The sequence below is a fragment of the Serratia surfactantfaciens genome (assembly GCF_001642805.2).
Classification (GTDB): domain Bacteria; phylum Pseudomonadota; class Gammaproteobacteria; order Enterobacterales; family Enterobacteriaceae; genus Serratia; species Serratia surfactantfaciens.
The window spans coordinates 1894063-1906032 of the sequence record NZ_CP016948.1 but is presented as its reverse complement, the minus strand read 5'-3'; the positions used below and the strand labels follow the sequence as shown (position 1 = coordinate 1906032).

The 11970-nt window shown below is 61.2% G+C and carries 9 protein-coding genes; 7 read left to right on the top strand and 2 right to left on the bottom strand.

The window, feature by feature from the left end; translation table 11 throughout:
• Positions 1-2 precede the first annotated feature (2 nt).
• Positions 3-749, top strand: a complete 747-nt coding sequence (locus ATE40_RS09070) for an IclR family transcriptional regulator (RefSeq protein WP_063919490.1) — start codon at positions 3-5, stop codon at positions 747-749.
• Between the two features lie 88 nt (positions 750-837).
• Here the strand turns inward: ATE40_RS09070 and ATE40_RS09065 are convergent, their stop codons facing one another.
• Positions 838-1887, bottom strand: a complete 1050-nt coding sequence (locus ATE40_RS09065; RefSeq protein ID WP_019455393.1) for a DAPG hydrolase family protein — start codon at positions 1885-1887, stop codon at positions 838-840.
• A 372-nt stretch (positions 1888-2259) separates the two neighbouring features.
• Here ATE40_RS09065 and ATE40_RS09060 point away from each other — a divergent pair, with 372 nt between their 5' ends.
• The 5 genes from ATE40_RS09060 (at position 2260) to ATE40_RS09040 (ending at position 9714) form a co-directional block, all read left to right on the top strand.
• The gene (locus ATE40_RS09060) at positions 2260-3378 is read left to right on the top strand and encodes an MFS transporter (protein WP_084799147.1); all 1119 of its coding nucleotides are present in this window, start codon (positions 2260-2262) and stop codon (positions 3376-3378) included.
• Positions 3379-3502: 124 nt separating this feature from the next.
• Entirely contained in the window at positions 3503-4645 is a 1143-nt protein-coding gene (locus ATE40_RS09055; protein WP_063919488.1) for an efflux RND transporter periplasmic adaptor subunit, read from the top strand.
• 1 nt (position 4646) lies between these two features.
• Positions 4647-7784: an efflux RND transporter permease subunit gene (locus ATE40_RS09050; protein WP_019455390.1), complete on the top strand. Its 3138-nt coding sequence runs from the start codon at positions 4647-4649 to the stop codon at positions 7782-7784.
• Position 7785: 1 nt separating this feature from the next.
• Positions 7786-9228 carry an efflux transporter outer membrane subunit gene (locus tag ATE40_RS09045; protein ID WP_063919487.1) on the top strand — a complete coding sequence of 481 codons (1443 nt, stop codon included), beginning with the start codon at positions 7786-7788 and terminating at the stop codon, positions 9226-9228.
• Positions 9229-9360: 132 nt separating this feature from the next.
• Positions 9361-9714, top strand: a complete 354-nt coding sequence (locus ATE40_RS09040; RefSeq protein WP_019455388.1) for a DUF1493 family protein — start codon at positions 9361-9363, stop codon at positions 9712-9714.
• Positions 9715-9721: 7 nt separating this feature from the next.
• Here the strand turns inward: ATE40_RS09040 and ATE40_RS09035 are convergent, their stop codons facing one another.
• Positions 9722-10291 (bottom strand): DJ-1/PfpI family protein, encoded by a 570-nt coding sequence (locus ATE40_RS09035; protein ID WP_063919486.1) that lies wholly within the window; start codon positions 10289-10291, stop codon positions 9722-9724.
• A gap of 137 nt (positions 10292-10428) precedes the next feature.
• Here ATE40_RS09035 and ATE40_RS09030 point away from each other — a divergent pair, with 137 nt between their 5' ends.
• Positions 10429-11967: a long-chain-fatty-acid--CoA ligase gene (locus ATE40_RS09030; RefSeq protein WP_063919485.1), complete on the top strand. Its 1539-nt coding sequence runs from the start codon at positions 10429-10431 to the stop codon at positions 11965-11967.
• Positions 11968-11970: the final 3 nt, after the last annotated feature.

Here is an 11970-nt window from a genome sequence, read left to right as displayed (position 1 = left end):
CGATGAGTAATGACGCGGATAACAGCGGCTCACAGGTAATTGCCCGGGCCGCCACCCTGTTACGGGCGCTGGAAATTCAACCGAAGGGCATGACCATCTCTCAATTATCCCGGGAAACGGGGTTGCCGCGCACCACCGTACACCGTTTGGTCACCTCGCTTGAATCGCAACAGCTGCTCATCACCGGCAGCGGCGGCGTTCAATTAGGGCCGGCGCTCGCCCGTCTGGCGGCCTCCGCGCATACGGATGTGATCACCCTGGCAAGACCGGCGATGGAAACGCTGGGCCGTCGCACCCGTGAAACCGTCGATTTGTGTGTCTACCGCGGCAGCCACGCGGTATCGGTGGGCCAGTTTGTTTCCGATCAGGAACTTCGCGTCGTATCAGCCGTTGGCACCGCCTTTCCGTGCCACTGCACGGCGCATGGCAAAGCCATTCTGGCCGAGCTGCCTGACGAAAAAATTGCGGATCTGCTCGGCGGCCAGCCGGATGTCAGAACGGATAACACCCTCAGAACCGTCTCATCCATACTGGAGGACATTCGGGAGACCAGGATCCGTCGTTACGCCATCGATCGCGAAGAGCACGCTCGCGGCGTCTGCGGCGTCGGCGTTTACCTCAATATCGGCGTCAACGAGCTTTACGCCATATCCATTGCGGTTCCAGCCATGCGTTTCGAGGAAAAGTTTGACCATCTGCTCGGTTCGCTGATGCAGTGCAAAGCGGAAATCGAAGCGATGCTGGCATAACAAGCCGGGGCGTTTGGCCTGGCAGGTGCTGAACGCCGGGGCCAGCATGCCTCGCTCCCGGCGCTGCGTTGGCGAGGGAAGGCGGCGGTCAGCTGTTGCCGAACCGGGCATAAATCTCAGGCAGAAAACGGCCGAGCGAAGAGAACTCCGTCATATCGTGGACGGCCATTTCATAGGCAAAGCCTTCCAGCGACGCTTTCGTCATCCCCGCTTTTGCGATGTATTCGCGCGAGCGTTTTCCGCCGTCAGGGAACTTGTCGAATCTATCCCAGGATTCATGCGTGCCGATCCAGTAACGGTTGACCATTTCCATCCCTTGCGGCGTGTCGCGTCCCAGATGAATCATCAGCACCAGCGGCGTTGATTGCGCATCATAAGGCGTGATGATGCCGCTGGCGTTAAAGGTAAAGCGATGCTTTTTGAGCAACTCGCTCTCGACGCCGAAGCTTTCCGGCGCATTGAAATGGATAACGCCGTCCAGATAGTTATCGCCAATGTACTCGGTAATGTGGTTAGGGTTGCCGTACAGCCGCTCAGCGTAGGACAGACGGGTATCCGCCAGACGCTTGGGATCGACAACCGAGTTGTGGATATGAGCATGAGGGAACCACAGATAGTAGCGTTCGCTCTCGATCGGGTGCCAGCAGAACCACCACTTGAACATCTCCGTGGTCACGCCCGGAAAAATATGGCGGCTTTGCGCATAGGCGCAGGGGCCACCCTCCTCAACGACGGCGTAACCCGATACCGGAAACTCGTCAAAACGTTCCAATAGGGTTTTCAGGCCCGCTTTCGTGGGTTGAAGAATGTGTTCTTTTGCCAACGGCCCCTGTTCCAGCGCGCGGATCATCTCTACGGGCGCATCCAGATTGCTGTCGAAGAACTCGGCGTAGGGCTTGCCCTGAATGCCTTTCTCATTGATTTTCAGACGTTTCTGCATCGGCACCTGATAATAGGAAATCAATGATTTATCGAGCGAAGCGCCCGCATCAGTAAACGCGCCTTTCCGCGCCGCCGCCGGTAGGGCGGATGATGGTGCCGCAATAGCGGAAGACAACAGGGATTGAGAAAGCAAGGCGCCGCCAGCCAACAGCGGAATGCGCTTGATGATATTACGACGTGAAATTTCTTTACTCATGAGCGTCTCACTTAGATTGTCGCCGACTTAGAAACGGCGGGATGGAGTGTGGTTGATATCGATTTTTGAATATCCGAATAATGGACTTTATATCCGAATAATGGTCATTATTGTGTTGCCGGATGTGGGCGATGTCAACGCTCATTGAATGGCAAAGCGCATGGATTGCCAAAAAGCGCCTGCCAATCATTGCAGCGATCTAACCGCAACCGCAGGGGTTCGCCGAACGTTGCCAGGGCGTGATTGACATTCGGTTTACAGTTTGCGCGTTGACATGTTGAACGGAAGCCTCAAGAATATCGTCCGTATATTGGATGAATCATCCATCTAATGGATATTACAGTGAGGCGCTTTATGCGTGAATTAAGAAAAATGGCGGCGTTTACGCTCTTGGCCGTGGCCTGTCTGACGATCATGGTCGGTTGCGTGATCGTTCCTGGTTTGACGGAAATCGCGAATCAGTTGGGCACGCCTTCAGCGGCCAGTTGGTTGGTCACCGTGCCGTCGTTGGGCGTGGTGATATTTGGCCCCTTCGCCGGGCGTTTTATTGACAAGGCGGGCGTTTACGCGGCGCTCAGCTGGGGACTGTTGTTGTATGGCCTGCTTGGGGCGGGGGGGCTGTTGCTTCGCGGCTTTTGGCCGGTGATGCTCGACCGCCTGCTGCTTGGCGGCGCAACGGCGATCGTGATGTCAGCCGGCACCGGTCTGATTTCTGCTTTTTACAGCGGGCAGGCGCGTTTGAAAATGATCGCTTCGCAAGGCATGTCGATCGAGCTGGGCGGCGTCATCTTTCTGTTTATCGGCGGGCTGTTGGCGACGCTCGGCTGGCGCTGGCCCTTCCTGTTGTATCTTGTCGCCTGGGTGTTGCTGGCGATGCAGTGGCTGTATGTGCCCAAACCCCAGCCTGATGTGGGCGAATCAGACAGCGTTCAGCGCGGTGATGCCAGTTCCACCGGCGCCGGCAGCTTAACAACGGTCTATTTTTCCGCAGTGCTTTCCATGATCTGCTTCTTCACCGGGATCATTGTCATCCCACAGCATTTCCACCACATGAATATCGGGGCAGCGCAAACGGGATACTTCCTGTCGTTTATCTCGCTTATCGCCGTTTTCGCCGCCGCGCTGATGCCCAGGTTGGTGGCTTTAATCAGAGAAAACGGCGCGCTTGGCGCGGCGTTTTTCTGCTATGCCGCAGCGCATCTGATCTTCGCCTCTGCGCACGGGACTGCGGCATTTGTTGCCGGCGGTATTCTGATGGGATGCGGGTTCGGCTTCTCGGTGCCGTTGGTTAATCATATGACCGTAGAACGAAGTCACCCCCGCACCCGGGGGCGAAATCTGGCCTATTTATCGATGGCGATATTCTCCGGCCAGTTCTTGTCATCCTTTATGGCGTTCATTCCCGGTAGCTCATCCGCCGTTTTCCTGGGGGCGGCAGGCATCAGCATCACCACGGTTTTGGCGCTGACGCTGGCGCGCAAATTAGGGTAAATCAACCACGCTGCGCGTTTTACAGCCCGAAAAGATTTTACGCTATCCTTACGCAACCCTTTCAGAAGCGAATTCCGGCATTCGATATATTGAGAATAATCATTCTCAATAGGATCGTATTGCCATGCAGAGGAAAATGCTTTTGGTGCTCGGGCTGTCGCTGCTGCTGGCCGCCTGCGACGGACAAAACGCCGGCGCACCGGCGGGAGCGGGCGGTGAGCAGGAGGTCGGCGTCGTCACGCTGCGCGGCCAGCCAGTGACCCTGAGCAGCGAGCTGACCGGCCGAGTCAACGCCACCATGACCTCCGACGTGCGGCCGCAGGTTGACGGCATCATCAAACAGCGGTTGTTCACCGAGGGGGCGGAGGTGAAGGCCGGGCAAGTGTTGTATCAAATTGACCCCGCCAGCTATCAGGCCAGCTACGATCAGGCCTCAGCCCAGCTGAAAAACGCCCAGGCGACGGTGCAATCCACCCGGCTCAAATCGCAGCGCTATGCGGCGCTGGTGAAAGAAAACGGCGTTTCCAAACAGGACGCGGACGACGCCAAAGCCGCGTATCTGCAGGCCGTGGCGTCGGTGGCGCAGTATCAGGCGGCGCTGGAAACGGCGCGCATCAATCTCGGCTATACCCAGGTGCGTGCGCCCATCACCGGGCGCATCGGCATTTCGTCGGTGACGCCGGGCGCGTTGGTGACCGCCGGCCAAAGCGATGCGTTGACCACCCTCCGCGCGCTGGATCCGATCTATGTCGACCTTACCCAGTCCAGCGCCCAGTTGCTCAAACTGCGTCGCCAGCAGGCCGCTCTGCAGCGCGGGGCGGTGACGCCGGTCGCTATCAAACTGGAAGACGGCTCGCCTTATGCCCATGCCGGCAAACTGGAGCTGACCGAGGTGGCGGTGGATGAGGCCACCGGCTCGGTCACGCTGCGCGCCGTGTTCCCCAACCCCGAGCATGAGCTGCTGCCGGGCATGTATGTGCACGCCACGGTGGACAACGGCGTCGACCCCAAAGCCATTCTGGCGCCGCAGCAGGGCATCACCCGTAACGCCAAGGGCGAAGCCACCGCGTTGGTGGTGGACGAGCAAAACAAAGTGGCGCAGCGCACCGTTGTCGCCGAGCGGGTGGTGGGCAGCAACTGGCTGATTGGCAGCGGGCTGAACGAGGGCGATCGCCTGATCGTCGAAGGCACCAGCAAGGTGACGATCGGCGCGGCGGTGAAACCGGTCGCCGTCTCGGTCGACAAAGCCCAAAGCGGAGAGCAGTAATATGGCGCAGTTCTTTATCCGCCGCCCGGTGTTCGCCTGGGTGATCGCCATCATCATCATGCTGTGCGGCCTGATGTCGATCAATTCGTTGCCCATCTCGCAGTACCCGGACGTGTCACCGCCGCAGATCTCCATCTCCGCCACCTATCCGGGGGCGGACGCGGAAACGCTGGAAAACAGTGTCACCCAGGTGATAGAGCAGCAGCTCACCGGCCTGGACGGTCTGCTGTATTTTTCATCGACCAGCAGTTCCAGCGGCTCGGTCAGCATCAACGTCACCTTTGATCAGGGTACTGATCCGGATATCGCGCAGGTGCAGGTGCAAAACAAGGTGCAGCAGGCGGAGAGCCGCCTGCCGAGCGCGGTCACTGCCCAGGGCGTGACGGTCAAGAAATCCCAGAGCAGCTTCCTGCTGATCGTCGGGCTGTATGACGAGAGCGACAAGGCGACGATGGCCGACATTTCCGACTACCTGGTCAGCAACCTGCAGGATCCGCTGTCGCGCATCGAGGGCGTAGGGGACGTGCAGGTGTTCGGCTCGGAATATGCGATGCGCATCTGGCTGGATCCGACCAGGCTGGCGGCCTATGCGCTAATGCCGTCCGACGTGCAGACGGCGATCGAGGCGCAAAACACCCAGGTATCCGCCGGTAAAATCGGCGATCTGCCGGCCGCCGCCGATCAGCAGCTGACCGCCACGGTGAAGGCGCAGTCGCGGCTGCAAACGCCGGAACAGTTCCGCAATATCATCCTGAAAAGCGACAGCAGCGGCGCGCTGGTGCGCTTGGGCGACGTGGCGCGGGTTGAGCTCGGCAATGAAGACTATTCCGCCAGCGCGCACCTCAACGGTCACCCGGCGGCGGGGATCGCGGTCAAGCTGGCAGCGGGCGCCAACGCGCTCAATACCGCCAAACTGGTGAAGGCCAAAGTGGCGGAATACCAAAGCGCGATGCCGCACGGTTATAAGGTGGCCTACCCGAAAGACAGCACCGACTTCATCAACATCTCGATCGAGGAGGTGGTGAAAACGCTGTTCGAGGCGGTGGTCCTGGTGGTGGTGGTGATGTTCGTGTTCCTGCAAAACCTGCGCACCACGCTGATCCCAACCATCACCGTGCCGGTGGTGTTGCTGGGCACCTTCGGCGTGCTGGCGGCGTTCGGCTACTCGATCAATACCCTGACGCTGTTCGGCATGGTGTTGGCGATCGGGCTGTTGGTGGACGACGCCATCGTGGTGGTGGAAAACGTCGAACGCGTGATGCGCGAAGATAAGCTGCCGCCGCGCGAGGCGACGGAGAAATCGATGCGCGAGATCACCGGCGCGCTGGTCGGCATCGCGCTGGTGCTGTCGGCGGTGTTCCTGCCGATGGCGTTCTTCGGCGGTTCAACCGGGGTGATCTATCGTCAGTTCTCGATCACCGTCGTCTCCTCGATGGTGCTGTCGGTCGTGCTGGCGTTGACGCTGGCGCCGGCGCTGTGCGCCACGTTGCTGAAAGCGTCGCATGAAGAACAGACCGACAAAGGGCTGCTGGGTAAATTCAACCGCGGCTATAACCGGCTGCAGGAGAAGTACGCCGACAAGGTCGGCAGGGTGATCCACCGGCCGACGCGCTACCTGCTGCTGTACGGCCTGCTGCTGATCGCCGCCGCCGTGATGTACCTGCGCCTGCCGACCGGCTTTCTGCCCAATGAGGATCAGGGTTCGGTCATGGTGCAGTACACCTTGCCGGCCGGCGCGACCAACGCCCGCACCTCAGCGGTGAGCGAGGCGGTCACCGCCTATTTCCTCGAACAGGAAAAGGCCAACGTCAGCACCATTTTCACCATCAACGGCTTCGGTTTCAGCGGCAGCGGGCAAAACGCCGGCATGGCGTTCGTCAGCCTCAAAGACTGGAGCCAACGCGGCGGCAGCGAAAACACCGCCGACGCCATCGCCAAACGCGCCATGGCGCATTTCGCCTCGCTGCGCGACGCCCAGGTGTTCTCCATGAGCCCACCGGCGATCGACGGCTTCGGCCAGTCCGACGGCTTTACCTTCGAGCTGCAGGCCAAAGGGGCTACCACCCGCGCCGAACTGCAGGCGATGCGCGATCAGATCGTCGCCGCCGCCGCCGGCAATCCGTCGCTGTTGGCGGTGCGCGCCAACACCTTGCCGGACACGCCGCAGCTGCAGGTGGAGATCGACAGCGGCAAACTGCAGGCGCTCGGCCTGAGCGCCGGCGACGTCAACAGCACGCTTAGCAGCGCGTTCGGCAGCACCTACGTCAACGACTTTATCGATCGCAACCGGGTGAAAAAGGTCTATATGCAGGGCGACGTAGCGTATCGCGCCAAGCCGGAAGATCTCGACAAATGGTTTGTGCGCGGCACTAACGCGGCGGGCGACAGCAGCATGACGCCGTTCTCCGCTTTTGCTTCCTCACACTGGATCTACGGCCCGGAAAACCTGTCGCGCTATAACGGGCTGTCGTCGTTCGAGATCACCGGACAGGGTGCCGCCGGCGTCAGCTCCGGCACGGCGATGAGCGAGATGGAAAAACTGGCGGCGAAATTCTCCGCCGGCAGCAGCTATTCCTGGAGCGGGCTCTCCTATCAGGAGCGGCTGACCAGCGGCCAGGCATCGTCGCTGTACGCCATTTCGCTCATCGTGGTGTTCCTGTGCCTGGCGGCGCTGTATGAGAGTTGGTCGATTCCGTTTGCGGTGATGTTGGTGGTGCCGATGGGCATCGTCGGTTCTCTGCTGGCGATCACGCTGCGCGGGCTGGAAAACGATATCTACTTCCAGGTGGCGCTGCTCACCATCGTCGGTTTGTCGGCGAAAAACGCCATTTTGATCGTCGAGTTCGCCGAAGAGATGCACCAGCGCGGTGAAACGCTGATTGGCGCGGCGATCCACGCGGCGCGCATGCGTCTGCGGCCGATCCTGATGACCTCGCTGGCGTTTACCGCCGGGGTGCTGCCGCTGGCGGTATCCAGCGGCGCCGGGGCCAACAGCCGCATCGCCATCGGTACCGGCATTATCGGCGGCACCATTACCGCGACCCTATTGGCCATCTTTTTCGTCCCGCTGTTTTATGTGCTGGTGCGCCGCGTGTTTAGCCGCCGCGCCGCCAGCAGGCCGCCACAGGCAGGAGAATAACGTGTTGCAACGAGTCATGATGTTAACTTTACCGCTGCTGTTGGCAGGCTGTATTTCGCTGGATCCTGACTATCAGCGGCCGACGGCGCCGATAGCGGCCACGCTGCCGCAGGGCGAGGCCGCCGGCAAGCAGGCGCTGAGCTACCCGGACGTCGCCTGGCGCGACTATGTGCAGGACGCCAGGCTGCGGCAGGTGGTGGCGATGGGGCTGAACAGCAGCCGCGATCTGCGCGAGGCGATCGCCAATATCGCGTCGGCGCGTGCGCTGTACGGCGAGCAGCGGGCGGCGCTGTTGCCGACGATCAACGCCACCGCCGACGGCAGCCGCGGGCGTTCGCTGACCGGCAACGGCAATGCCACGGCCATCAGCCAGAGTTACGAAGCGCAGGCCGGCGTCAGCGCCTTTGAACTGGATCTGTTCGGCAAAAACGCCAGCCTGTCGCGGGCGGCGTTCGAAACCTATCTGGCTAACTCCGAAGCGGCGAAAAGCACCCGCCTGACGCTGATCGCCGATATCGTCACCGACTGGGTGGCGGTGGCGGCCGAGCGCAGCAATCTGGCGGTGGCGCAGCAGACGATGGAAAGCGCCAAACGATCGCTGGAGGTGACGCGCAAGAACCAACAACACGGCATCTCGTCGCTGGTCGACGTGGCGTCGGCGGAGACCGTCTATCAACAGGCGCGCGCTGACGCTGCCAGTTACGCCACCAGCGCCGCACAGGCGAAAAACGCCCTGGATCTGGCGGTGGGGCAAAGCGTGCCGGAAAACCTGCTGCCGGGCAGCATCGACGCGCTGGGCGGGATCATGCGCGATCTGCCGTCCGGCATCTCTTCGCAGGTATTGCTGCAGCGGCCGGACGTACTGCAGGCCGAGCACAACCTGAAGTCCGCCAACGCCAATATCGGTTCGGCCCGCGCGGCGTTCTTCCCCTCGATCAGCCTGACCGCCAGCGGCGGCGTGGGCAGCGGTGAGCTCTCGTCGCTGTTCAGCCACGGGGCGGGCGTCTGGTCGTTTGCGCCGAGCATCAGCCTGCCGATCTTCAGCGGCGGCTACAACACTTCGCAGCTGAACTACAGCAAAGCGCAGAGAGATCTGTATGTCGCCACCTATGAGAAGGCGGTGCAGACGGCGTTTCAGGAAACCGCCGATGCGTTGGCGCGCAAGGCAACGCTGCAGGAACAGCTGGCGGCGCAAAACGGCTATGTCACGGCGGCGCAGCAATATTATCGTCTCGCCGAACTGCGCTACCGTCAGGGCGTGGACAGCTATCTGACCTTGCTGGACGCGCAGCGCACGCTGTATACCGCGCAGCAGTCGCTGATCGCCGCACAGCAGACTGCGTACGACAATCAGGCCACCCTGTATAAAGTGCTGGGCGGCGGCATCGCCGCCGAACGGCAGGGGGACGGCATCATCGCCGACAAGACCACGCTCAGCCGCTAGCCCTCGGCGTGCGTTTTACTGCCGGAAAACGTAAAGAAACAGAAAACCCGCCCGGCGTCCCGAACTCGCCGCGGCGGGCAGAGTCAGACAGAAGAACGCATTTACCCCTATTAACACCGGCTCGAGGTCGTCATGACAGAAGACATTCAGCAACAGGTCATCACGCTAATCGCCGCATTCAACGCGCCAGGGCGGCTGAAGAAGGGCGTGACAATCACCCCGGAAACCGAGATCAACACCGCGCTCCACCTGTCGTTCAGCGATTCCAACACGCTGATGCGCCGCTACTTCGACACCTTCGGCGTCGACAGCAGCAACTATAACCACGAGCTTTATTTCCAGCCGCCGAGCAATACCGGGCGCTGGTTCTCGCCCTCCGCCTGCAAAGAACACACCCGGCCGCTGTGCGTGTCTATGCTGGTGCGCTCCGCGCGCGCCAAACGCTGGCTGTACGATATCCATTTCCTTATCGAGCAGCTCCGCTAGCGCTGCGTCACTGTTGCAGCAGCTCGGCAAACTTCGCCAACCACTGCGGATGCGCCGGCCAGGCCGGGGCGGTGACCAGGTTGCCGTCGACGTGCGCCTGATCGATACCGATCTCGGCATAATGGCCGCCGCCAAGCCGCACCTCCGGCGCGCAGGCCGGATAGGCGCTGCAGGTGCGGCCTTTCAACACGCCGGCCGCCGCCAGCAGCTGCGGGCCATGGCAAACGGCGGCGATCGGTTTTTTCGCGGCGTCAAACGCCTGCACCAACGCGATCACCTCGGGATTCAAACGCAGGTACTCCGGCGCCCGGCCGCCGGGGATCAGCAGTGCGTCGTAGCGTTCTTCTTTAGCGGCGGCAAAGTCGGCATTGAGGGTAAAGCGATGGCCGGGTTTTTCGCTGTAGGTTTGCGCGCCGTCGAAGTCGTGGATCGCCGTCTGGATGTAGTCACCGACGGCTTTGCCGGGACACACGGCATCCACCTGATGGCCGATCATCTGCAGCGCCTGAAACGGCACCATGGTTTCATAATCTTCGGCGTAGTCGCCGACCAGCATCAGGATCTTTTTCTTGCTCATGATCACAACTCCTGCAGGATGGGGATTGCCTAAGGTATAGCCCAGCGCCCCTGGGAATGCGAACCGCGAAACGCCTATCTATACTCGTGATACTGCGGCATTTTTAACCGCCGCCATTACCCCAGGGAGGAACCCCGATGCTGAATTTGGCAACCTTGCTTGAAGAGAGTGCGCGCACCTGGCCGGAACGGCCGGCGGTGATTCAGGACGATATCCCGCTCAGCTATCGGGCGCTGAACGAGATGGCTAACCGCGTGGCGAATCTGCTGGTCGCGCGCGGCGTGCAGCCCGGTGAACGGGTGGCGTTGGCCTGCAGTAACCGCCCGGAGTTTGCGGCGATCTATTACGGCATTCTCAAAAGCGGCGCGGTAGTGGTGCCGCTCAATATTTTGCTCAAAAGCGCCGAATTCGATTATTACCTGGCGGATTCCGCCGCCGTGGCGCTGTTTTGCTTTGAGGGCCACAGCGGACTGCCGCTGGGGGAAGAGGCGCTGCATGCCGCGGCGCAGGCGAAGGCCTGCCGCGAGGTGTTTATCATCGGCGATCGACTGCCGCTCGAGGGGGAACGTTTCAGTGCGGCGATAGCCCCGCAGGCCAGCGAGTTCGCTTCGGCGGCGACGGCGGAAAACGACACGGCGGTGGTGCTGTACACCAGCGGCACCACCGGTCGCGCCAAAGGGGCGGAGCTGACCCACGCCAACCTGGTGTTCAATGCGCTGGGATCGGTGCGGCTGTTTGACGGTTCGGAAACGCGCCCCGATCGCCATCTGGTCACGTTGCCGCTGTTTCATACCTTCGGTTCGTCGGTGCAGATGAACGCCGGTTTCGCCTCCGCGGCCACGCTGGTGCTGGTCGAGCGTTTCGACGCCGCGCAGGCCATCGCGCTGATGCAGCGGCACGGGATTACGTTCTTCGCCGGCGTGCCGACCATGTACTGGGCGCTGCTGAATGCGCTTGACGAGCATACGGATATCGAACGCCTGCGCAGCACGCTGCGCATGGCGGTGTCCGGCGGCGCCAGTCTGCCGGTGCAAATTCTGGAGGATTTTTCGCGCCGTTTCGGCATCGATATTCACGAAGGCTACGGGCTATCGGAAACCAGCCCGGTCGCCACCTTCAACCATCCGCATCGGGTGACCAAGCCCGGTTCCATCGGCCAGCCGATCTGGGGCGTGGAGGTGCGTTTGCTGGACGCCGTCGGGCGGCCGATCGACGGTGTCGACCAGGTGGGGGAGATTGCCGTGCGTGGCCATAACATCATGAAGGGGTATCTGAATCGGCCGGAGGCGACGGCGGAAGTGCTGGAGAACGGCTGGTTCCGCACCGGCGATCTGGCGCGCCGCGACGCCGACGGCTTCTATTTTATCGTCGATCGGGCCAAGGACATGATCATTCGCGGCGGCTTCAACGTCTATCCACGCGAGATTGAAGAGGCGTTGATTCGCCATCCGGCGGTGTCGTTGGTGGCGGTGATCGGCGTAGAGCATCCGTCGCTGGGCGAAGAGATCAAAGCGGTGGTGGTGCTGAAGGAGAGCGAGGAGCTGGTCGAGGAGGAGACGCTTATCGCCTGGAGCAAGGAGAGGCTGGCGGCGTACAAATATCCGCGCATCATTGAATTCGTCGAACGTTTGCCGATGACCAGCACCGGTAAGGTATTGAAGCGCTGTTTGCGTTGAGGA

What these genes read in the sequence shown, in the direction of transcription:
- ATE40_RS09070 (WP_063919490.1), top strand. Translation starts at nt 3, where the DNA reads ATGAGTAATGACGCGGATAACAGCGGCTCACAGGTAATTGCCCGGGCC.
- ATE40_RS09065 (WP_019455393.1), bottom strand. Translation starts at nt 1,887, where the DNA reads ATGAGTAAAGAAATTTCACGTCGTAATATCATCAAGCGCATTCCGCTG.
- ATE40_RS09060 (WP_084799147.1), top strand. Translation starts at nt 2,260, where the DNA reads ATGGCGGCGTTTACGCTCTTGGCCGTGGCCTGTCTGACGATCATGGTC.
- ATE40_RS09055 (WP_063919488.1), top strand. Translation starts at nt 3,503, where the DNA reads ATGCAGAGGAAAATGCTTTTGGTGCTCGGGCTGTCGCTGCTGCTGGCC.
- ATE40_RS09050 (WP_019455390.1), top strand. Translation starts at nt 4,647, where the DNA reads ATGGCGCAGTTCTTTATCCGCCGCCCGGTGTTCGCCTGGGTGATCGCC.
- ATE40_RS09040 (WP_019455388.1), top strand. Translation starts at nt 9,361, where the DNA reads ATGACAGAAGACATTCAGCAACAGGTCATCACGCTAATCGCCGCATTC.
- ATE40_RS09035 (WP_063919486.1), bottom strand. Translation starts at nt 10,291, where the DNA reads ATGAGCAAGAAAAAGATCCTGATGCTGGTCGGCGACTACGCCGAAGAT.
- ATE40_RS09030 (WP_063919485.1), top strand. Translation starts at nt 10,429, where the DNA reads ATGCTGAATTTGGCAACCTTGCTTGAAGAGAGTGCGCGCACCTGGCCG.